This is a genomic window from Serratia sp. EC4, assembly GCF_059652115.1.
The window spans coordinates 81,640-103,035 of record NZ_JBNIDE010000011.1 but is presented as its reverse complement, the minus strand read 5'-3'; the positions used below and the strand labels follow the sequence as shown (position 1 = coordinate 103,035).

Below are 21,396 nucleotides of genomic sequence, written 5' to 3'. Positions count from 1 at the left end.
TAGCAGGGGAAATGCTTTATGCTTCCCCCTAACTCAAAATAAGTAGAAAACGGCGAAATAAGCCGTGCTGATAACCGACGCGCCGTAATTAAATTTCAGAAAATGCGCCGATTTTGATGTTTTTTTGCTAAAAATAGTGTCAATTGACGATTGGACAGGAACGCGATGTGATCAGGCAGGCGGTCTGCGCCTGACGCGTGAAATTTATTTACAAGATAAAAATCATACAGAACTGGGTCAGGGGTTATATGAACGAACAATATTCGGCAATGCGCAGTAATGTCAGTATGCTCGGCAAATTGCTCGGCGATACCATCAAAGAAGCGCTGGGTGAGCATATTCTCGATCGCGTTGAGACCATCCGTAAGCTTTCCAAATCCTCACGCGCCGGCAACGAAGCGCATCGCCAGGAGCTGCTCTCCACCCTGCAGAACTTGTCCAACGACGAGCTGCTGCCGGTGGCGCGCGCCTTCAGCCAGTTCCTCAACCTGACCAACGTCGCCGAGCAGTACCACAGCATTTCGCCCAACGGCGAGGCCGCCAGCAACCCGGAAGCGCTGGCTCAACTGTTCAGCCGTCTCAAAGACAAAAAGCTCAGCGACAAAGAGCTGCAGCACGCGGTATCGCAACTCTCCATCGAGCTGGTGCTGACGGCGCACCCGACGGAGATCACCCGCCGCACCCTGATCCACAAGCTGGTGGAGGTCAACACCTGCCTCAGCCAGCTCGATCACAACGATCTGGCCGACTACGAGCGCAACAAGATCATGCGCCGCCTGCGTCAGCTGGTGGCCCAGTCGTGGCACACCGATGAAATTCGCAAACACCGCCCTTCCCCGATCGACGAAGCCAAATGGGGCTTTGCGGTGGTGGAAAACAGCCTGTGGGAAGGCGTGCCGGCGTTCCTGCGCGAATTCAACGAACAGCTGGAAAACTCCATCGATTACAGCCTGCCGGTGGAAGCGGTGCCGGTGCGCTTTACCTCCTGGATGGGCGGCGATCGCGACGGCAACCCGAACGTGACCGCCGAAATTACCCGCCATGTGCTGCTGCTCAGCCGCTGGAAAGCCTGCGACCTGTTCACCCGCGATATCCAGGTGCTGGTCTCTGAGCTGTCGATGACCGAATGCACCCCGGAGCTGCGCGCCCGCGCCGGCGGCGATGAGGTGCAGGAGCCGTACCGCGAAATCATGAAGCAGCTGCGCAGCCAGCTGATGAGTTCCCAGGCTTATCTTGAAGGCCGCCTGAAGGGCGAGCGCGTGCTGAAACCGCACGACCTGCTGGTGAACAACGAGCAGCTGTGGGAGCCGCTGTATGCCTGCTACCAGTCGCTGCAGGCCTGCGGCATGGGCATCATCGCCAACGGTCAACTGCTGGATACCCTGCGCCGCGTGCGCTGCTTCGGCGTGCCGCTGGTGCGCATCGACGTGCGTCAGGAGAGCACCCGCCATACCGAAGCCATCGCCGAGCTGACCCGCTACCTGGGGCTGGGCGACTATGAAAGCTGGTCGGAAGCCGATAAACAGGCGTTCCTGATCCGCGAGCTGAACTCCAAACGCCCGCTGGTGCCGCTGAAATGGCAACCGAGCGCTGACACGCAGGAAGTGCTGGAAACCTGCCGGGTGATCGCCGAAGCGCCGCAGGGCTCGATCGCCGCCTACGTGATTTCGATGGCGCGCACGCCTTCCGACGTGCTGGCGGTGCACCTGCTGCTGAAAGAGGCCGGCTGCCCGTTCGCGCTGCCGGTCGCCCCGCTGTTCGAAACCCTCGACGACCTGAACAACGCCGACGACGTGATGACCCAGTTGCTGAACATCGACTGGTATCGCGGCTTCATCCAGGGCAAACAGATGGTGATGATCGGCTATTCCGACTCGGCGAAAGACGCCGGCGTGATGGCCGCTTCCTGGGCGCAGTACCGCGCGCAGGACGCGCTGATCAAAACCTGTGAAAAGGCCGGCGTGGCGCTGACGCTGTTCCACGGCCGCGGCGGTTCCATCGGCCGCGGCGGCGCTCCGGCGCATGCGGCGCTGCTGTCGCAGCCGCCGGGCAGCCTGAAGGGCGGCCTGCGCGTCACCGAACAGGGCGAGATGATCCGCTTCAAGTTCGGCCTGCCGGAAGTCACCATCAGCAGCCTGGCGCTGTATGCCGGTGCGATCCTCGAGGCCAACCTGCTGCCGCCGCCGGAACCGAAGAAAGAATGGCGGGCGCTGATGGACGACCTGTCCGAGACCTCCTGCCGGATGTATCGCGGCTACGTGCGTGAAAACCCGGACTTCGTGCCTTACTTCCGCGCGGCCACGCCGGAGCTGGAGCTGGGCAAACTGCCGCTGGGCTCACGCCCGGCCAAGCGCAAGCCGAACGGCGGCGTGGAGAGCCTGCGCGCCATTCCGTGGATTTTCGCCTGGACGCAGAACCGCCTGATGCTGCCGGCCTGGCTCGGCGCCGGCGCCGGATTGCAGGAAGCGGTGAAAGCCGGCAAACAGGCGGAGCTGGAGGCGATGTGCCGCGACTGGCCATTCTTCTCCACCCGTATCGCCATGCTGGAAATGGTGTTCGCCAAGGCCGACCTGTGGCTGGCGGAATACTACGATCAGCGCCTGGTGGATAAATCGCTGTGGCCGCTGGGCCAACAGCTGCGCGATCAGCTGGAAAGCGACATCAAGGTGGTGCTGACCATCGCCAACGATGCGCACCTGATGGAAGACCTGCCGTGGATCGCCGAATCCATCGCGCTGCGCAACGTTTACACCGACCCGTTGAACGTCTTGCAGGCCGAATTGCTGCACCGTTCTCGTCAGCAGGAGCAACCGGACGCCCGCGTCGAGCAGGCGTTGATGGTCACCATCGCCGGCGTCGCCGCCGGGATGCGCAACACCGGCTAGTGAGCCTCATCGCGGCCCCGTTTATCGGGGCCGTTTTTTTATGCCGTTCCCCCACAAAAAAAGGGCGCCGCGGTAAAGCGGCGCCCTTTTCAATGGAGCAAGCCTGTCAGGCGGCGGCCACCGGGCGCACGCCCAGCGTGTGGCAGATCGCGTAGCTCATCTCTGCACGGTTCAGCGTATAGAAGTGGAAATCTTTCACCCCTTCGCGGCTGAGGATCTTCACCATGTCCATGGCGATATTGGCGCCGACCATTTTGCGGGTCTCCGCATCGTCGTCCAGCCCTTCAAACATGCTGGTCATCCAGCTTGGCACCCGCACGTTGGTCATGGTGGCGAAGCGCTGCAGCTGCTTGAAGTTGGACACCGGCAGAATGCCCGGCACGATTTCCACGTCGATGCCGGCGGCAACGCAGCGGTCGCGAAAGCGCAGATAGCTCTCAACGTCGAAGAAGAACTGGGTAATGGCGCGACTGGCGCCGGCATCGATCTTGCGTTTCAGGTTAATCAAATCGGCCTGGGCGCTTTTCGCCTCCGGGTGCACTTCCGGGTAGGCGGCGACGGAAATGTCGAAGTCACCCACGTCTTTCAGCAACGCCACCAGATCGGTCGCGTACATGTCCGGCTTGCCGCCGCCCGGCGGCAGATCGCCGCGCAGCGCCACGATATGGCGGATGCCGCTGTTCCAGTAGTCGGTCGCGATGTCGCGCAACTGCGCCGGGCTGGCGTCGATGCAGGTCAGGTGCGGCGCAGCCTCCAGGCCGGTGCGCTCCTTGATCCCCTTGATGATGCTGTGGGTGCGATCGCGCTCGCCGGAGTTGGCGCCGTAGGTGACGGAAACGAATTTAGGTTTGAGGATGCTCAGACGATCGATCGACTGCCACAGGGTCTCTTCCATCTCGCTGGTGCGTGGCGGGAAGAACTCGAATGATACGTTAATCTGGCCGTTCAACTCCGCCAGACTCTGATTCAGCGCTTCCCGCTGGTTTGCGTGGAAAAAACTCATACCCTGCTCACCTCTTCTCGATCACTGTTTTTATTTCATCTTGATGAGCGTCTATACGTTTAGACGTCTAGATAGAAAATGCCGCATGTTGGCTAAAGAGTCAACAGGAAAATGAGGGGAATAAGATGATTAATCCTCACCCGCTCAAAGAGGAAATTTCATGACAGCGGCAGGGATAAGTATGGCAGGAAAAGCAAAGGGGCGCGGTGAACCCGCGCCCGCAGAGGATTAAAGCAGCTGCGCCAATCGGTTAAGGTCTGACTGGATCGCGCCGGCGGTCACATCGCGGCCGGCGCCCGGCCCGCGGATCACCAGCGGATTATCGCGATACCAGCGGCTCTCGATGGCGAACACGTTGTCGCACGGCAGCAGCGAGGCCAGAGGATGCTCAGGGCGCACCGCCTCCACGCCGACCCGCGCCTTGCCGTTGGCGTCGAAACGCGCCACGTGACGCAGCACCAGGCCCATTTCGCTGGCGGCCTCAAAGCGCTGTTGCATCTGCTGATTCAGCGCCTCGCCGTTCTCGAAGAACTGATCGATGGAGCCCAGTTCGCAGCCCGCCGGCACCAGTGACTCGACCCGCACCTGGTTCGGTTCGATGTCATAGCCCGCCTCACGCGCCAGGATCACCAGCTTGCGCATCACGTCCTGGCCGGAGAGATCGACCCGCGGATCCGGTTCGGTGAGCCCCTGCTGCCAAGCCTGATCCACCAGCTCGGTAAACGGCACCGTGCCGTCATACTGCAAGAACAGCCAGGAGAGCGTGCCGGAGAAGATGCCGCTGATCGCCAGAATGCTGTCGCCGCTGTCGCGCAGATCGCGCACCGTGTGGTTGACCGGCAGGCCGGCGCCGACGGTGGCGTTGTACAGCCAGTGGCGGCCGGTTTTGGCGAAGGCGTCGCGAATTTGGCGATAGCTGTCGCTGCACGAGGCCCCCGCCAACTTGTTGGCGCTGATCACGTGGAAACCGTGGCTGGCGAAATCCAGATACTGCCCGGCCAGCTCTTCGCTGGCGGTCACGTCAAGCACCACCAGATCGTCGAACGGGTGCGCGCGCATCCACAGGAACAGCGATTCTTCGTCCAGTTCCTGCGCCTCATCCTCAAAGAACGCCAGCGCGCGGCTGGCATCCAGCCCGTCGTAGTTCAGCAGGCTGCGGCGGCTGTCCACCACCCCCGCCAGGATGAATTCGAAGCCGCTGCGCGCGGAAATATGGGTCTGCTCGCGGGCGAACAGCTCCAGCCAGCGGGAGCCGATGTTACCCTTGCCGAACAACACCAGGCCGATGCGCTTCTCGGCGCGGAACAGGCTTTGGTGCAGCCCCTGGATCAGCAGCGCGGTCGGCCCCTGGCGCAATACCGCCACCAGGCTGATGCCATCTTCCGCCTGCCAGATAAACTCGACCGGCTGATCTTTCAGCTGCTGATAGAAACGGTGGCTGTGCAGCGGATTCTTGCATACCCCGGCGCCGACCATCGCCACCAGCGCCAACCCTTCGCGCAGGCGCAGCTCGCCTGGCAGCGCCGCGGCCTGCAGCGTCGCCAGCGCGCTGTTGACCACCTCGGAGGTGTAGCACAGCTGCACCCGATTGCGGTCAGGGTGGATGCCCACCGCCAGCGGTTTGATCTGCGCGCGCTTGAGCACCAGATCCAACTCTTTCTGCGCCAGTTTGAAGTCATGCTGAGCGGCGACGTGCAGTTCAATCAGGCACACGTCATCGTGGCTGGTGACAATCTTGGCGCCGGTGCCGGACGCCAATACGCGCTCGATGCGCGTCGAGCCCTGCTCCGGCTGATAGCTGCAGCGCAGCTGAAGATCGATATCGCTGCCGGAGACCGGCTGCAGAGTACGGGTGTGCAACACCGGCGCCGCCAGACGCGCCAGCTCGCTGGCTTCGTCCAGACGCAGCAGCGGCAGCAGGCAGGCGTCTTTCACCTTGCGCGGATCGGCGCTGTATACCCCGGCCACGTCGCTCCAGATGGTGACGCGAGCAGCGCCGGCCAACGCGCCGACCTGAGTGGCGGAGTAGTCGCTGCCGTTACGCCCCAACAGCACGGTTTCCCCGGCGTCATTGCGCGAAATGAACCCGGTCACCACCAGGCGTTTGCCCGGATGTTGGGCCAACAATTGCTGCAGCAATGGGTAAGAACGGCCTTCATCCACCTGCGGCTGCGCGGCGCGCTCGGCGCGCAGGAAATCACGCGCGTCCAGCCAGGCCGCCTGCATATCCAGGTGGTTGAGCACCGCCGCCATCAGGCGCGCCGACCAGATCTCGCCGTGCCCGACCACTTCGGCATAGCACACGTCGTCGACGTTGCCGTCCAGCAGCGCCGCCAGACGTTCCAGATCCTGAATGAACTCGGCGATCAGCGGCTCGGCGCTTTCCGGCGGCAACAGGCCGCTGATAAGATCGCTGTGATAGCGACGCAACGTCTGCTGCACCTGGTGCGCAGACAGGCGATCGCTCTGGCTGAGCTTCAGCCAGTTGATCAACTGGTTGGTGGTACTGCCGGCGGCCGATACCACCATCATGTCGCCCGGCTGGCTGTATTCCGCCATAATCCCGGCCACACGCAGATAACACTTCACATCCGCCAGACTGCTGCCGCCAAACTTGTGCAGTTGACGCCCGCTCACCGGCCCTGCTACAGCAATTGCATTCATGCTTACCTCGTTGCCGCCGCCTGGAAAGCGCGTTCCAGATCGGCAATCAAATCTTCACTGTCTTCAATACCCACGGAAATGCGCAGCAGGCTCTCGGAGATGCCGGCCGCTGCCCGCGCCTCCGCCGCCATGCCGGCGTGAGTCATGGTCGCTGCATGCGAGATCAGGCTTTCTACGCCGCCCAACGATTCTGCCAGAGTAAACAGCTCAAGGGCAGAGAGAAAACGGCGCAGCACCGCTTCATCGCCGTCCAGTTCAAAACTCAGCATCGCGCCGAAACCGCGCTGCTGACGGCGGGCGATCTCATGCCCCGGATTCTCCGGCAGGGAGGGATGATACAGCTTTTTCACCAGCGGTTGCTGCTGTAAATAGTCAACAATCGCTTCAGCATTTTGTTGCGCCGCCTTGATGCGCGGCGACAGCGTGCGCATGCCGCGCAGCAACAGATAACTGTCGAACGCGCCGCCGGTCACGCCAATGTTGTTCGCCCACCAAGCCAGCTCGACCGCCAGCTCGGGATCTTTGGCAATCACCGCCCCGGCCACCACGTCCGAATGCCCGTTCAGGTATTTGGTGCAAGAATGGACCACCAGATCGGCACCGAGTTCGATCGGCTGTTGCAGGGCCGGGCTGAGGAAGGTGTTGTCCACCACCGTCAACGCGCCCGCCGCATGCGCGGCAGCGCAGATCGCCGCGATGTCCACCACCCGCAGCAGCGGATTGCTGGGGCTTTCTATCAGCACCAGCTTCGGCTTTTGCGCCAGCGCCTGCTGCAGGGCTTCTTCATTACCCTGATCGACGAACAGCACGCGATAGGCGCCGCGCTTGCTCAGGCTGTCGAACAGCCGATAGCTGCCGCCGTAGCAGTCGTGCGGCGCCACCAGCAGATCGCCGGGCTTCAACAACACGGTGGTCACCAGATGGATCGCCGACATCCCGCTGCCGGTCATCACCGCGCCGGCGCCGCCTTCCAGCTCCGCCAACGCGCGCTGCACTACGTCGCGCGTCGGGTTGCCGCGTCGCGAGTAGTCATGGGCTCGGGGTTGGTTGAAGTCGGTAAAGTTATAGGTGCTGGAAAGATGAATCGGCGGGACAACGCAGCCGTACTGTTCGTCGTCGTTCAGGCCGCTGCGTACGGCAATCGTGGCTGGTTTACGCGTCATGGGCTCGCTCGGCTCTCGGTTCGGTGGATGAGGCCTAAAGAGTAATCGCAGGATTGATAGACGTCAATACATCTGGACATCTAAACTTCTTTGCGTATAGATTGAGCAATGACACAATACCCGCTAAAATTATGCCGATATGACATGACGATAAGATGTTAAGCGGCAATGCCTGGCCGAAGCGGGGCATTCAGTGACCCTGGTCGCGTAAAATTGACATTTATTTAGTGAGAACAGTGAAGATCGGGCATAATTGGCCGGTTTTTAGAATTTTGTAATTTTTCTGACAAAGTTAAGGTGTCCCATGGCTGAGTGGAACGGCGAGTATGTCAGCCCTTACGCTGAACACGGTAAAAAAAGCGAGCAAGTCAAAAAGATCACGGTATCCATTCCGCTGAAGGTCCTGAAAATCCTCACCGACGAACGGACCCGTCGCCAGGTGAACAACCTGCGCCACGCCACCAACAGCGAACTGCTGTGCGAAGCGTTTCTGCATGCCTTTACCGGCCAGCCGCTGCCGAACGATGAAGACCTGCGCAAAGAGCGCAGCGATGAAATCCCGGAAGCCGCAAAAGCGTTGATGCGCGAACTGGGTGTCGATCCCGATACCTGGGAATATTGAGAACCGCCCGGCGAACGCCGGCGGCAGAAAAGAAAAAAGGCGCCCAGGGCGCCTTTTTCATCGGTCGATAAGAAATCTTATTTCTTAGCGCCTGGTACGCTGAAACGCTTGTTGAAGCGGTCAACGCGGCCACCGGTAGCAACGTCACGCTGCTTGCCAGTGTAGAACGGGTGGCATGCGCCACAAACGTCCAGGTTCAGATCGTGGCCCACGGTGGAGCGGATCTTCATCACGTTACCGCAAGAGCAGTTAGCAGTAACTTCTTCGTATTTTGGGTGGATACCTTGTTTCATGGGAAACCTCAGTTAAGGCCGTGTCGCTATCCAGCCCTGTTTCGCCAGACACCACACGTGGTTGATAATAGAATTTTGGTATCGAATTATACCAAAGGCGGCAAATTATACAGCATTAGTCGGGGCGCGCAATCGGAACCGTACATTTGCCGATGCGCCGTGTAAACTGATGCCCACTTTTTTTCAATTTGGATGAGATCATGCCCGTCGTACACGTTGCTTTGCCGGTCCCCCTCGCCCGCACCTTCGACTATCTGCTGCCGCCCGGCATGCAGCCGGTGGCCGGCGCGCGCGTGGGCGTGCCCTGGGGCAGGCAGCATGCAATCGGCATCGTCACCGGCTGCAGCGACACCAGCGAACTGCCGCTGGACAAGCTCAAGCCGATCGACAGCGTGATCGACACCGAGTCGCTGTTCTCTCCCAGCCTGTGGCGCATCCTGCGCTGGGCCAGCGATTACTATCACTATCCCATCGGTGAAGTGCTGTTCCATGCGCTGCCGATCCTGCTGCGCCAAGGCAAACCGGCCGAGGCCGCGCCGCTGTGGCAGTGGTTCGCCACCGAAGAGGGGCGCGCCACCCCGCCCGAAAGCCTGAAACGCGCGCCGAAACAGCAGCAGGCGCTGGCGGCGCTGCTGCAACGCCCGGTCTATCGCCATCAGGTCAGCCAGCTTGAGCTGACGGAAAGCGCTCTGCAGGCGCTGCGCGCCAAAGGACTGATCGACCTGCGCGCTCAGGTCGCGGCCACGCAGGACTGGCGCCCCAACTTCGCGGTGCTGGGCGAGCGGCTGCGGCTGAATACCGAACAGGCCACCGCCGTCGGGGCGATCAGAAGCGAGGATGAGCAGTTTGCCGCCTGGCTGCTGGCCGGGGTCACCGGCTCCGGCAAGACCGAGGTGTATCTCAGCGTGCTGGAGAACGTGTTGGCCAAAGGCCGGCAGGCGCTGGTGCTGGTGCCGGAAATCGGCCTGACGCCGCAAACCATCGCCCGCTTTCGCGAGCGCTTCAACGCGCCGGTGGACGTGCTGCACTCCGGGCTGAACGACAGCGAACGGCTGGCGGTTTGGCTGCGCGCGCGCAGCGGCGAAGCCGCCATCGTCATCGGCACCCGCTCGGCGCTGTTCACGCCGTTCCGGCAGTTGGGCGTAATCATCATCGACGAAGAGCACGATAGTTCTTATAAACAGCAGGAAGGCTGGCGCTACCATGCCCGCGATCTGGCGGTGTTCCGCGCCCGGGAAGAAGACATCCCGATGGTGATGGGCTCCGCCACGCCGGCACTGGAAACGCTGCACAACGTGCAACTGGGCAAATATCGCCAGTTGAAGCTCACCCAGCGCGCGGGCAACGCCAAACCGGCAGCGCAGCACCTGATCGATCTGAAAGGGCTGCCGCTGAAGGTCGGCCTGTCGCAACCGCTTTTGAAAAGCATGCAGCACCATTTAAAAGCCGGCAACCAGGTGATGCTGTTCCTCAACCGCCGCGGTTACGCCCCGGCGCTGCTGTGCCACGAGTGCGGTTGGATCGCCGAGTGCCAGCGCTGCGATCACTACTACACCTTCCACCAGCATCAGCGCCAGCTGCGCTGCCACCACTGCGACAGCCAGCGACCGGTGCCGCACCAGTGCCCGCAGTGCGGCTCCACTCACCTGGTCTCGGTCGGCGTCGGCACCGAACAGCTGGAACAGGAGCTGGCGCCGCTGTTCCCCGACACGCCGATCACCCGCATCGATCGCGACACCACCAGCCGCAAAGGGGCGCTGGAGCAACACCTGGCGGATATTCATCGCGGCGAAGCGCGCATTCTGATCGGCACGCAGATGCTCGCCAAAGGCCACCATTTTCCCGACGTCACGCTGGTGGCGTTGCTGGACGTGGACGGCGCGTTGTTCTCCGCCGACTTCCGCTCCGCCGAGCGTTTCGCTCAGCTGTATACCCAGGTCTCCGGCCGGGCGGGCCGAGCGGGCAAACAGGGTGAAGTGTTGCTGCAAACCCACCATCCGGAGCACCCGCTGCTGCAGGTGCTGCTGCAACAGGGTTACGACGCCTTCGCCAAACAGACGCTGGCGGAGCGCAACAGCGTGTTTCTGCCGCCCTACACCAGCCACATCATCGTGCGCGCCGAAGATCACGATAACCAACAGGCCCCGCTGTTCCTGCAGCAGTTGCGCAACCTGCTGGAAGCCAGCCCGCTTAAGGACGATTCGCTGTGGGTGATGGGCCCGGTGCCGGCGCTGCAATCAAAACGCGGCGGCCGTTTCCGCTGGCAGCTGCTGCTGCAGCACCCGACGCGGCGCGTCCTGCAACAGCTGATGAAAAGCTCGCTGCCGCTGATCGGCACCCTGCCGCAAACGCGCAAGGTGAAATGGACGCTGGATGTCGATCCGATCGACAGCTGATCCCGGAAAAGTCCGATTTAGCTGCCGCAGTGCAAACGTTTACCCTTGAAATTGCGAGCGAACGCTAAAAAACCTTCTCAGGTCACATTTTTTATGCAAATTAGGTAACAAAGGCGGGGCGTATTCTGTTTAGAATGTCTGCGAGGGCAAATTTTGTCGCCACATCGCAGCGCGACGGAGTGCCCGAACGCGAGTGGCGCTCAATGACAACAATCCCGCCACCGCATGCCGGACATTGTGAGCAAACAGCAGTAGTGGCGTCGGCATGGGGCTGACGCAAGGAGAAAGGCGTTGGAACACAAGAAAGAGTTATCCATGGCGACCATGAAAGACGTCGCCGAAATGGCGGGCGTTTCAACGGCTACCGTATCGCGTGCGCTGATGAACCCGGAAAAGGTGTCAACGCCAACGCGCCAGAAAGTGGAACAGGCCGTGCTGGCCGTGGGTTATTCTCCTCATGCTCTGTCACGCAATATCAAACGCAACGAATCCCGCACCATCCTGGTGATCGTGCCCGACATCTGCGATCCGTTTTTCGCCGATGTGATCCAGGGGATCGAACAGACCGCGGCCCAACAAGGTTATCTGGTGCTGATCGGCGACTGCGCGCAGCAAAATCAGCAAGAGCGCACCTTCGTCAATCTGATCATCACCAAACAGATCGACGGCATGCTGCTGCTGGGCTCCAACCTGCCGTTTGACGCCAGCAAGGAAGAGCAGCGCAACCTGCCGCCGATGGTGATGGCCAACGAGTTTGCCCCCGAGCTGGAACTGCCGACGGTGCACATCGATAACCTGACCGCCGCCTTTGAAGCCGTGCATTATTTGCACCAATTGGGCCACCGGCAGATCGCTTGCGTCGCCGGGCCGGAACAGATGCCGCTGAGCCATTATCGGCTGCAGGGTTACGTTCAAGCGCTACGTCGTAATGGCATTACCGTCGAAAGCAGCTATATTACCCGGGGTGATTTTACCTACGAAGCCGGCGCGCAAGCGCTGACGGCGCTGATGGCTCAGCCGAAACCGCCGACGGCGGTGTTCTGCCACAGCGACGTCATGGCGATCGGCGTGCTGTCCCAGGCGAAGAAAATGGGGCTGCGGGTACCGCAGGATCTGTCGATCGTCGGCTTTGACGACCTCAAGCTGGCGCAGTATTGCGATCCGCCGCTGACCACGGTGGCGCAGCCGCGTTTCCAGATAGGCCAACAGGCGATGTTATTGCTGTTGGAGCAGTTGAACGGCCAGACGGTGGCCAGCGGCTCCCGGCTATTGGACAGTGAATTGATTATCAGAGGCAGCACCGCTGCCCCGAAACGCTAGTCAAATATTTTAGGGTTCAGTAACATGACGGACTTATCCTCTCATCAGGACACAGCGGAATAATAGTGGCACAAAAAGACTATGTAAGCCGTGGGCGCGCAGCAGGAGCTAAGCGTAAAACCCCCAGCCGTAAAAAACGCAGTTCTCCGAAGGTTTCCAAAACCGTGCTGGCGTTAGCCGCCGCGTTGCTGGTTATCTTTGTCGGTGGCCTCTATTTCATTACCCACAACAAGCCGGAAGACGCGCCGTTGTTGCCTGCGCACACCACGCGCCCCGGCAACGGCCTGCCGCCGAAGCCGGAAGAGCGCTGGCGCTACATCAAAGAGCTGGAAAACCGGCAGATCGGCGTGCAAACCCCGACCGAACCGACGGCCGGCGGCGAGCTCAATTCCAAAACTCAGTTGACCGCCGAACAGCGGCAGTTGCTGGAACAAATGCAGGCCGACATGCAGCAGCGCCCGACGCAGCTGAACGAAGTGCCGTATAACGATCCGGGCCAGGTCAACGCGCGCAGTAACCGCCAGCAGCAGCAGATGCAACAACAGCAAATGCAGCAGCAGCCGGTACAGCAACAGCAGCAGCAGGTTACCCAGGCGCCGCGCAACCCATTCAACAACGGGGCCGCCACCGCGCCGGTGCAGCAGCACCAGCAGCCGAAGCCGGTCACCCCACCGCCGGTGCAGGCGAAACAGCCTGAGCCGAAGCCGCAACCGAAGCCGGAGCCGAAACCGGAAGTGAAACAGGAAACGGCCAAGCAGGACACCAAGCCGGAATCGAAACAGAAGTGGATGGTGCAATGCGGTTCGTTCCGCGCCACCGATCAGGCTGAATCCGTGCGCGCGCGCCTGGCGTTCGAAGGCATCGAGAGCCGCATCACCGCCGGCGGCGGCTGGAATCGCGTCGTGCTCGGCCCCTACAGCAGCCGCGCCGCAGCGGATAAAACCCTTTCACGCCTGAAGGGCGTCGGCATGTCGAGTTGCATTCCCCTCTCCGTTGGGGGTTGAAAAGCGTCAATCCCCCCCCATCTATACTCTCAATATGCCTCGTAGCGTCTGCGAAAGCAGGCGCTGCGGGGACTTTTTTCCGTCTTTAACGAGGGTCTGCTCGTGACAACAATTGTAAGCGTACGCCGCAACGGCCAGGTCGTCATCGGTGGTGATGGCCAGGCAACCCTGGGTAATACGGTGATGAAGGGTAACGTCAAGAAAGTGCGTCGCCTGTATAACGACAAAGTGATCGCCGGTTTCGCCGGTGGCACCGCTGACGCCTTCACGCTGTTTGAACTGTTTGAACGCAAACTGGAAATGCATCAGGGCCACCTGGTGAAAGCCGCCGTCGAACTGGCGAAAGACTGGCGCACCGACCGCATGCTGCGCAAGCTCGAAGCGCTGCTGGCGGTCGCCGATGAAACCGCCTCGCTGATCATCACCGGCAACGGCGATGTGGTGCAGCCGGAAAACGATCTGATCGCCATCGGCTCCGGCGGCCCGTACGCCCAGGCCGCCGCCCGCGCCATGTTGGAAAATACCGAGCTGAGCGCCCGCGACATCGTTGAGAAATCCCTCAACATCGCCGGCGACATCTGTATTTACACCAACCATTTCCACACCATTGAAGAATTGCCTTCCAAAGCGTAAGGATCGAATACCATGTCTGAAATGACCCCGCGCGAGATCGTCAGCGAACTGGACAGCTATATCATTGGCCAAAACAAGGCCAAACGCGCTGTCGCCATTGCCCTGCGCAACCGCTGGCGCCGGATGCAGCTCAACGAGATGCTGCGTCACGAAGTGACCCCGAAAAACATTCTGATGATCGGCCCGACCGGCGTCGGTAAAACCGAAATCGCCCGTCGTCTGGCGAAGCTGGCCAACGCGCCGTTCATCAAGGTTGAAGCCACCAAGTTCACCGAAGTGGGCTATGTGGGCAAAGAAGTGGACTCCATCATCCGCGATCTGACCGATGCCGCCATCAAAATGGTGCGCATGCAGTCGATCGAGAAAAACCGCACCCGCGCCGAAGAGTTGGCCGAAGAGCGCATTCTCGACGTGCTGATCCCGCCGGCCAAGAACAACTGGGGCCAACCGGAAGAAAATCAGGAACCGTCCGCCGCCCGCCAGGCATTCCGCAAGAAACTGCGCGAAGGCCAACTGGATGACAAAGAGATCGAAATCGATCTGGCCGCCGCGCCGATGGGCGTGGAAATCATGGCGCCTCCGGGCATGGAAGAGATGACCAACCAGCTGCAGTCGATGTTCCAGAACCTCGGCGGCCAAAAGCAAAAACCGCGCAAGCTGAAGATCAAAGAAGCCTTCAAGCTGCTGGTGGAAGAAGAAGCCGCCAAGCTGGTAAACCCGGAAGAACTGAAAGAGCAGGCGATCGAAGCGGTTGAGCAGCACGGCATCGTGTTTATCGATGAGATCGACAAAATCTGTAAGCGCGGCGGCCAAAGCTCCGGCCCGGACGTTTCCCGCGAAGGCGTGCAGCGCGATCTGCTGCCGCTGGTGGAAGGCTGCACCGTGTCCACCAAGCACGGTATGGTGAAGACCGACCACATCCTGTTCATCGCCTCCGGCGCGTTCCAGACCGCCAATCCGTCGGATCTGATCCCGGAACTGCAGGGCCGTCTGCCGATCCGCGTTGAGCTGCAGGCGCTGACCACCGAAGATTTCGAGCGCATCCTGACCGAGCCGAGCGCGTCGCTGACCGAACAGTACAAAGCGCTGATGGGCACCGAAGGCGTCAATATCGAGTTCAGCGCCGACGGCATCCGCCGCATCGCCGAAGCCGCGTGGCAGGTCAACGAAAGCACCGAGAACATCGGCGCGCGTCGTCTGCACACCGTGCTGGAGCGTCTGATGGAAGATATTTCCTACGATGCGAGTGAAATTAATGGCCAATCCATTACAATTGATGCGGATTACGTGCGCAGTCATCTGGATGAACTGGTGGCGGATGAAGATTTGAGTCGTTTTATCCTATAATCGCTCAATCATTGTCTTGTCAGTCATCTGTGTGGGAGGCATTGCCTCCCACAATTATTTCTAACGGACACAGAAGCGAAACATGAGCTCATCAACCCCCACCACCCCGATCTCCGCCTGGCTGGAAAGTCTACGCCCCCGCACCCTGCCGCTGGCCTTTGCCTCCATTGTGGTCGGCTCGGCAATCGCCGCCTGGCACGGCAGCCTGAAACCTGAAGTGGCGCTGCTGGCGCTGTTGACCGCCGGCCTGCTGCAGATCCTCTCCAACCTGGCGAACGACTACGGCGATGCGGTCAAAGGCAGCGACAAAGAAGATCGCATCGGGCCGTTGCGCGGCATGCAGAAAGGCATGATCACCCAGGCGCAGATGAAACGGGCACTGGTGGTGACGGTGGTGCTGATCGCCCTCGCCGGCTGTTCGCTGATCGCCGTCGCCTGCGAGCAACCCAGCGACGTGGTGGGCTTTCTGGTGCTGGGCGGGTTGTCTATCGTGGCAGCCATCACCTATACCGTCGGCAACAAGCCCTACGGATATTTGGGGTTGGGCGACATCTCGGTACTGGTGTTCTTCGGCTGGCTGAGCGTGGCCGGCACCTACTATCTGCAAACGCACACCTTCGACAGCGTGGTGATGCTGCCTGCCACCGCCTGCGGCCTGCTGGCGACGGCGGTGCTCAACATCAACAATCTGCGCGATATCGAGAGCGATCGCGAAAACGGCAAGAACACGCTGGCGGTGCGTCTCGGCCCGCACAAGGCGCGCATTTACCATGCCCTGCTGCTCGGCGGCGCAGTGCTGTGTTTCGCGCTGTTTACGCTGTTCAACCTGCACAGCCCGTGGGGTTGGCTGTTCGTGTTGGCGATCCCGCTGCTGATGCGCCACGGCCTGCGCGTGCTGCGCGATCCGACGCCGGTCGGCATGCGGCCGATGCTGGAACACATGGTCAAAGCGGCGTTGCTGGCCAACCTGCTGTTCGCCATCGGCGTGGCGCTCAGTTAAAAACTGATGATTTTGCCAACAGGGCGAATAAAGGGATATACTGAACATTCCAGCGGCAAACAGACGTAAAATCCTATGAAATACGATACTTCCGAACTTTGCGACATCTATCATGAAGAGGTAAACGTTGTTGAACCTCTGTTCTCCAATTTTGGCGGGCGTACTTCATTTGGCGGGCAGATCACCACGGTGAAATGCTTTGAGGATAACGGCCTGTTGTTCGATCTGCTTGAAGAAAACGGCCGCGGCCGCGTGCTGTTGGTCGACGGCGGCGGTTCGGTACGCCGGGCGCTGATCAACGCCGAACTGGCGCGCTTGGCCGCCCAGAACGAATGGGAAGGCATCGTGGTGTACGGCGCGGTGCGCCAGGTGGACGATCTGGAAGAACTCGACATCGGCATTCAGGCGATGGCGGCGATCCCGGCGGGTGCCGTGAGCGAAGGCGTGGGCGAAAGCGATATCCGCGTCAACTTCGGTGGCGTCACCTTCTTCTCCGGCGACCACCTGTATGCCGACAACACCGGCATCATCCTCTCCGAGGACCCGCTCGACATCGAGTGATTTCCGGTCATGAAAAAGGGCGCCTGAGGCGCCCTTTTCGTTGCTGCATGGCGTGAGGATCAGACCTCTTCCATTTTGCCCAGCAGCGCGCGCAGGCGATCTTGCCATACGTGCTGTTCTTCTTTCAGCTGTTGGTTTTCGCGCACCAACGCTTCGTGGTTGCCGGAGGCAGCCTGAACTTCCTGCGACAGAGAGTTGTTTTTGTCTTTCAGCTCTTCAATTTCCATCTGCAACAAGGTGATGGTATCAATCGCCTGCTGTACTTTTGCTTCCAGTTTCTCAAATACTTCAAATGACATGCTTCAGTCCCCTCATGATAGCAAGGCGTACATCTATAAGTAGCGGCCGCAACATCGGCTGCAGCTACTGCGAATATTGCATCGCGCTCAGTGACGCGCGCCGTTACGAAAGGCGCGCCGGTCTCGATTCGTTAAAAACGATTGTAAGTAGCCAGTCTCCGCCTGTCTAGCAACATACCGGATCATCGCGCAGTCTGTTGCAATTTTCCTGCCCCCGCCATCAGCAAAAACTGAAAATCCCCATCGCCGCCGCCGCGAGTTGTTAACAACCCTCAGCAAACCACTGGTCAGATCACACTTTTATGGCTCAGAAAGAACACTAAACGACGCGAAATCGCTCAATTTTATGACGCGCCACACACATTTTGATTTCGCTATTTCTCGTTTATGTTCGTTAACGATAAATTTACATCACGTCCTTATTCAATAATTGGACGAGATGAAAAAAACTGTGCCCATAGGCCGGATCTCTACCCAACTGAGCCTATAAACCAACAACCGCCGTTTTGCAGGACAACAACATTATGAGCCAAACCACCAGTCCGACATTAAAAGGCCAGTGCATCGCCGAGTTCCTCGGCACGGCGCTGCTGATCTTCTTTGGCGTAGGCTGCGTTGCCGCGCTGAAACTGGCGGGCGCCAGCTTCGGCCAGTGGGAAATCAGCATCATTTGGGGCCTGGGCGTCGCCATGGCCATCTATCTGACCGCCGCGATTTCCGGCGCGCATCTCAACCCGGCGGTCACCCTCGCCCTGTGGCTGTTCGCCTGCTTCGACGGGCGCAAAGTGGTGCCTTACATCATTGCGCAGGTCGCCGGCGCCTTCTGCGCAGCGGCCTTGGTCTACGGGCTGTACTACAACCTGTTCTTCGACTTCGAAGCGGCCCACCACATGGTGCGCGGCAGCAACGAAAGCCTCGAACTGGCCGGCATCTTCTCGACTTACCCTAACGCGCATATCTCCGTCGGCCAGGCCTTCCTGGTAGAAATGGTGATCGCGGCAATCCTGATGTGCCTGATCCTGGCGCTGACCGACGACGGCAACGGCATCCCGCGCGGCCCGCTGGCGCCGCTGCTGATCGGTATTCTGATTGCCGTGATCGGCGCCTCCATGGGACCATTGACCGGCTTTGCGTTGAACCCGGCGCGTGACTTCGGGCCGAAACTGTTCGCCTACCTGGCCGGCTGGGGCAAAGTCGCCTTCACCGGCGCACGCGACATCCCATACTTCCTGGTGCCGATCTTCGCCCCTATCGTCGGCTGTGGCTTGGGCGCTTTCGGTTACCGCGCGCTGATTGGCCGCCACCTGCCGTGCGACGTCTGCGTGACGGAAGAAGAGCCCGACGCCAAGACCCAGCAGCGTAAAGCATGATGGGTGCAGTTTTAAACGGTTAACAACAGCAGGATAATTACCATGACTGTAGAAAAAAAATACATTGTCGCACTCGACCAAGGGACCACCAGCTCACGCGCCGTCGTGCTCGATCACGACGCCAACATCGTTGCGGTATCGCAGCGCGAATTCCCGCAGATCTATCCAAAGGCCGGCTGGGTTGAGCACGACCCGATGGAGATCTGGGCGTCGCAAAGTTCGACGCTGGTAGAAGTGCTGGCGAAAGCCGACATCAATTCCGATCAGATCGCCGGCATCGGCATCACCAACCAGCGCGAAACCACCATCGTCTGGGAAAAAGAGACCGGCAAGCCGATTTACAACGCCATCGTTTGGCAGTGCCGCCGCACCGCCGACATCTGCGAGAAGCTCAAGCGCGACGGCCTGGAAGAGTACATCCGTCACAACACCGGCCTGGTGGTTGACCCGTACTTCTCCGGCACCAAGGTGAAGTGGATCCTGGACAACGTCGAAGGCGCCCGCGAGCGCGCCAAGCGCGGCGAACTGCTGTTCGGCACCGTGGATACCTGGCTGGTGTGGAAAATGACCCAGGGGCGCGTACACGTCACCGATTACACCAACGCCTCACGCACCATGATGTTCAACATCCACGAACTGGACTGGGACGAACGCATGCTGGAAGTGCTGGACATTCCGCGCGCCATGCTGCCGAAAGTCCGTCCGTCCTCCGAGGTATACGGCCAGACCAACATCGGCGGTAAGGGCGGCACGCGTATTCCTATCGCCGGTATCGCCGGTGACCAGCAGGCGGCGCTGTACGGCCAGCTGTGCGTTCAACCGGGCATGGCGAAGAACACCTACGGCACCGGCTGCTTCCTGCTGATGAACACCGGCAAAGAAGCGGTACGGTCGAAAAACGGTCTGCTGACCACCATCGCCTGCGGCCCGCGCGGTGAAGTGAACTATGCGCTGGAAGGCGCGGTGTTCATCGGCGGCGCGTCTATCCAGTGGCTGCGCGACGAGCTGAAACTGATCAGCGACGCCGCCGACTCCGAATACTTCGCCACCAAGGTGAAAGACAGCAACGGCGTCTATGTGGTGCCGGCCTTCACCGGCCTGGGTGCGCCTTACTGGGATCCGTATGCTCGCGGCGCCATTTTCGGCCTGACCCGCGGCGCCAACAGCAACCACATCATCCGCGCCACGCTGGAATCCATCGCCTTCCAGACCCGTGACGTGCTGGACGCCATGCAGGCCGACGCCAACACCCGCCTGCAATCGCTGCGCGTGGACGGCGGCGCAGTCGCCAACAACTTCCTGATGCAGTTCCAGTCCGATATTCTCGGCACCCGCGTAGAGCGCCCTGAAGTGCGTGAATCGACGGCGCTGGGCGCGGCGTTCCTGGCGGGCCTGGCCATCGGCTACTGGAACGATCTGGATGAAGTGAAGAGCAAAGCGGTGGTTGAGCGTGAATTCCGCCCAAGCATCGAAACCACCGAACGCAACTACCGCTACAGCGGCTGGAAAAAAGCGGTGGCTCGCGCTCAGGCATGGGAAGATCACGAGTAATCCCGAAGTTGCCGTTTCGCCAACAAGCGCTGCCTGCGGGCGGCGCTTTTTTTTTGCCCCGCCCTGCCGCCACCGCGCTGTGATAGACTTTGTCGATATTTTCTTCCCTTTCTCACAGACAGGTTTGCCATGAAACGTGAATTAGCCATCGAATTCTCCCGCGTTACCGAAGCCGCCGCGCTGGCGGGCTACAAATGGCTGGGGCGCGGCGACAAGAACGCCGCCGATGGCGCGGCGGTCCACGCCATGCGCATCATGCTCAACAAAGTGGATATCGATGGGCGCATTGTGATCGGCGAAGGCGAGATCGACGAAGCGCCGATGTTGTATATCGGCGAGCAGGTCGGTACCGGCCAAGGCGACGCGGTCGACATCGCGGTCGATCCGATCGAAGGCACCCGCATGACCGCCATGGGCCAGTCCAACGCGCTGGCGGTATTGGCGGTGGGCGATCGCGGCACTTTCCTGCACGCGCCGGACATGTACATGGAGAAGCTGGTGGTCGGCCCGGCGGCGCGCGGCGCCATCGATCTCAACCGGCCGCTGGCGGAGAACCTGCAGAACGTCGCCGAACGACTGGGCAAACCGCTGTCGCAGCTGACGGTGATCGTATTGGCCAAACCGCGCCACGACGGCGTCATCGCGCAGATGCAACAGTTGGGCGTGCGAGTATTCGCCATTCCTGACGGCGACGTGGCGGCCTCCATTCTCACCTGCATGCCCGAAAGCGAGGTCGATGTGATGTACGGCATCGGCGGCGCGCCGGAAGGTGTGATCTCAGCCGCGGTGATCCGCGCGCTGGACGGCGACATGCAGGCGCGTTTGCTGCCGCGTCATGAGGTGAAAGGCGACAGCGCCGAAAACCGCCGCATCGGCGAACAAGAGTTGGCCCGCTGCCGGGAGATGGGTATCGAAGCCGGCCAGGCGCTGCGTCTGGATCAGATGGCGCGCAACGACAACGTGATCTTCTCCGCCACCGGCATCACCAAGGGCGATTTGCTGGAGGGCATCAGCCGCCAGGGCAACATGGCCACCACCGAAACGTTGCTGATCCGCGGCAAGTCGCGCACCATCCGCCGTATCCGTTCGACCCACTATCTGGATCGCAAAGACCCGGCGCTGCACGAGTTTCTGCTGTAACGAAACAGGGCGCCGAATGGCGCCCTGATGATTGATGGCAAACCTCATGCCCTTGCCGGGTCGGCAGAGAACAGTGAATAAAAAACAAGGAAAATCAATTTATTGATTTTCGGCTAATAACCACAAAGGGGAGAAAAACCACGCT

At 60.6% G+C, this 21,396-nt stretch carries 17 protein-coding genes; 12 read left to right on the top strand and 5 right to left on the bottom strand.

Features of this window, described 5'->3' with window-relative positions:
* Positions 1–248: 248 nt before the first annotated feature.
* Positions 249–2,885, top strand: a complete 2,637-nt coding sequence (gene ppc / locus ACP39K_RS22410; protein ID WP_004931070.1) for a phosphoenolpyruvate carboxylase — start codon at positions 249–251, stop codon at positions 2,883–2,885.
* 106 nt (positions 2,886–2,991) lie between these two features.
* On the opposite strand, the gene metF is transcribed toward ppc, so the two are convergent.
* The 3 genes from metF to metB all read right to left on the bottom strand — a co-directional run bounded on the left by metF (position 2,992) and on the right by metB (position 7,715).
* On the bottom strand, positions 2,992–3,888 hold the full coding sequence (gene metF / locus ACP39K_RS22405) for a methylenetetrahydrofolate reductase (RefSeq protein WP_004931071.1): 897 nt from the start codon (positions 3,886–3,888) through the stop codon (positions 2,992–2,994).
* A gap of 228 nt (positions 3,889–4,116) precedes the next feature.
* Positions 4,117–6,552, bottom strand: a complete 2,436-nt coding sequence (locus ACP39K_RS22400) for a bifunctional aspartate kinase/homoserine dehydrogenase II (protein WP_497008841.1) — start codon at positions 6,550–6,552, stop codon at positions 4,117–4,119.
* A gap of 2 nt (positions 6,553–6,554) precedes the next feature.
* A complete protein-coding gene (metB, locus tag ACP39K_RS22395; protein WP_015379413.1) occupies positions 6,555–7,715 on the bottom strand; it encodes a cystathionine gamma-synthase in 1,161 nt (386 codons plus the stop codon).
* A 304-nt stretch (positions 7,716–8,019) separates the two neighbouring features.
* Between metB and metJ the strand changes: the two genes are divergently transcribed.
* On the top strand, positions 8,020–8,337 hold the full coding sequence (gene metJ / locus ACP39K_RS22390; RefSeq protein WP_004931076.1) for a met regulon transcriptional regulator MetJ: 318 nt from the start codon (positions 8,020–8,022) through the stop codon (positions 8,335–8,337).
* A gap of 77 nt (positions 8,338–8,414) precedes the next feature.
* Here metJ and rpmE read toward each other — a convergent pair whose 3' ends face one another.
* Positions 8,415–8,630, bottom strand: coding sequence for a 50S ribosomal protein L31 (gene rpmE / locus ACP39K_RS22385; protein WP_004931078.1), 216 nt, complete (start codon positions 8,628–8,630; stop codon positions 8,415–8,417).
* 200 nt (positions 8,631–8,830) lie between these two features.
* Here rpmE and priA point away from each other — a divergent pair, with 200 nt between their 5' ends.
* From priA to rraA, 7 genes are all read left to right on the top strand, one after another.
* A complete protein-coding gene (gene priA / locus ACP39K_RS22380) occupies positions 8,831–11,026 on the top strand; it encodes a primosomal protein N' (RefSeq protein WP_004931080.1) in 2,196 nt (731 codons plus the stop codon).
* Between the two features lie 291 nt (positions 11,027–11,317).
* Positions 11,318–12,346 carry a DNA-binding transcriptional regulator CytR gene (gene cytR, locus ACP39K_RS22375; protein WP_004931082.1) on the top strand — a complete coding sequence of 343 codons (1,029 nt, stop codon included), beginning with the start codon at positions 11,318–11,320 and terminating at the stop codon, positions 12,344–12,346.
* 65 nt (positions 12,347–12,411) lie between these two features.
* On the top strand, positions 12,412–13,350 hold the full coding sequence (ftsN, locus tag ACP39K_RS22370; RefSeq protein ID WP_033639147.1) for a cell division protein FtsN: 939 nt from the start codon (positions 12,412–12,414) through the stop codon (positions 13,348–13,350).
* A 102-nt stretch (positions 13,351–13,452) separates the two neighbouring features.
* Positions 13,453–13,983 carry an ATP-dependent protease subunit HslV gene (gene hslV, locus ACP39K_RS22365; RefSeq protein ID WP_004931085.1) on the top strand — a complete coding sequence of 177 codons (531 nt, stop codon included), beginning with the start codon at positions 13,453–13,455 and terminating at the stop codon, positions 13,981–13,983.
* Between the two features lie 12 nt (positions 13,984–13,995).
* Complete coding sequence (hslU, locus tag ACP39K_RS22360; RefSeq protein ID WP_497008840.1) at positions 13,996–15,330, top strand: ATP-dependent protease ATPase subunit HslU; 1,335 nt, start codon at positions 13,996–13,998, stop codon at positions 15,328–15,330.
* A gap of 82 nt (positions 15,331–15,412) precedes the next feature.
* Positions 15,413–16,330, top strand: a complete 918-nt coding sequence (locus ACP39K_RS22355; protein WP_033639146.1) for a 1,4-dihydroxy-2-naphthoate polyprenyltransferase — start codon at positions 15,413–15,415, stop codon at positions 16,328–16,330.
* Between the two features lie 75 nt (positions 16,331–16,405).
* The gene (gene rraA, locus ACP39K_RS22350) at positions 16,406–16,891 is read left to right on the top strand and encodes a ribonuclease E activity regulator RraA (RefSeq protein WP_004931090.1); all 486 of its coding nucleotides are present in this window, start codon (positions 16,406–16,408) and stop codon (positions 16,889–16,891) included.
* Positions 16,892–16,950: 59 nt separating this feature from the next.
* Here rraA and zapB read toward each other — a convergent pair whose 3' ends face one another.
* Positions 16,951–17,190, bottom strand: a complete 240-nt coding sequence (gene zapB, locus ACP39K_RS22345; protein ID WP_004931092.1) for a septal ring assembly protein ZapB — start codon at positions 17,188–17,190, stop codon at positions 16,951–16,953.
* A gap of 524 nt (positions 17,191–17,714) precedes the next feature.
* On the opposite strand from zapB, the gene ACP39K_RS22340 reads away from it, so the two are divergent.
* From ACP39K_RS22340 to glpX, 3 genes are all read left to right on the top strand, one after another.
* Positions 17,715–18,560, top strand: coding sequence for an MIP/aquaporin family protein (locus tag ACP39K_RS22340; RefSeq protein WP_015379417.1), 846 nt, complete (start codon positions 17,715–17,717; stop codon positions 18,558–18,560).
* Positions 18,561–18,602: 42 nt separating this feature from the next.
* Positions 18,603–20,111, top strand: a complete 1,509-nt coding sequence (glpK, locus tag ACP39K_RS22335; RefSeq protein ID WP_004931097.1) for a glycerol kinase GlpK — start codon at positions 18,603–18,605, stop codon at positions 20,109–20,111.
* 129 nt (positions 20,112–20,240) lie between these two features.
* Positions 20,241–21,251 carry a class II fructose-bisphosphatase gene (glpX, locus tag ACP39K_RS22330; protein ID WP_016929713.1) on the top strand — a complete coding sequence of 337 codons (1,011 nt, stop codon included), beginning with the start codon at positions 20,241–20,243 and terminating at the stop codon, positions 21,249–21,251.
* Positions 21,252–21,396 lie beyond the last annotated feature (145 nt).

What these genes read in the sequence shown, in the direction of transcription:
- metF (WP_004931071.1), bottom strand. Translation starts at nt 3,888, where the DNA reads ATGAGTTTTTTCCACGCAAACCAGCGGGAAGCGCTGAATCAGAGTCTG.
- glpX (WP_016929713.1), top strand. Translation starts at nt 20,241, where the DNA reads ATGAAACGTGAATTAGCCATCGAATTCTCCCGCGTTACCGAAGCCGCC.
- ACP39K_RS22355 (WP_033639146.1), top strand. Translation starts at nt 15,413, where the DNA reads ATGAGCTCATCAACCCCCACCACCCCGATCTCCGCCTGGCTGGAAAGT.
- ACP39K_RS22340 (WP_015379417.1), top strand. Translation starts at nt 17,715, where the DNA reads ATGAGCCAAACCACCAGTCCGACATTAAAAGGCCAGTGCATCGCCGAG.
- rraA (WP_004931090.1), top strand. Translation starts at nt 16,406, where the DNA reads ATGAAATACGATACTTCCGAACTTTGCGACATCTATCATGAAGAGGTA.
- ACP39K_RS22400 (WP_497008841.1), bottom strand. Translation starts at nt 6,552, where the DNA reads ATGAATGCAATTGCTGTAGCAGGGCCGGTGAGCGGGCGTCAACTGCAC.
- rpmE (WP_004931078.1), bottom strand. Translation starts at nt 8,630, where the DNA reads ATGAAACAAGGTATCCACCCAAAATACGAAGAAGTTACTGCTAACTGC.
- priA (WP_004931080.1), top strand. Translation starts at nt 8,831, where the DNA reads ATGCCCGTCGTACACGTTGCTTTGCCGGTCCCCCTCGCCCGCACCTTC.
- metB (WP_015379413.1), bottom strand. Translation starts at nt 7,715, where the DNA reads ATGACGCGTAAACCAGCCACGATTGCCGTACGCAGCGGCCTGAACGAC.
- hslU (WP_497008840.1), top strand. Translation starts at nt 13,996, where the DNA reads ATGTCTGAAATGACCCCGCGCGAGATCGTCAGCGAACTGGACAGCTAT.
- ppc (WP_004931070.1), top strand. Translation starts at nt 249, where the DNA reads ATGAACGAACAATATTCGGCAATGCGCAGTAATGTCAGTATGCTCGGC.
- zapB (WP_004931092.1), bottom strand. Translation starts at nt 17,190, where the DNA reads ATGTCATTTGAAGTATTTGAGAAACTGGAAGCAAAAGTACAGCAGGCG.
- metJ (WP_004931076.1), top strand. Translation starts at nt 8,020, where the DNA reads ATGGCTGAGTGGAACGGCGAGTATGTCAGCCCTTACGCTGAACACGGT.
- glpK (WP_004931097.1), top strand. Translation starts at nt 18,603, where the DNA reads ATGACTGTAGAAAAAAAATACATTGTCGCACTCGACCAAGGGACCACC.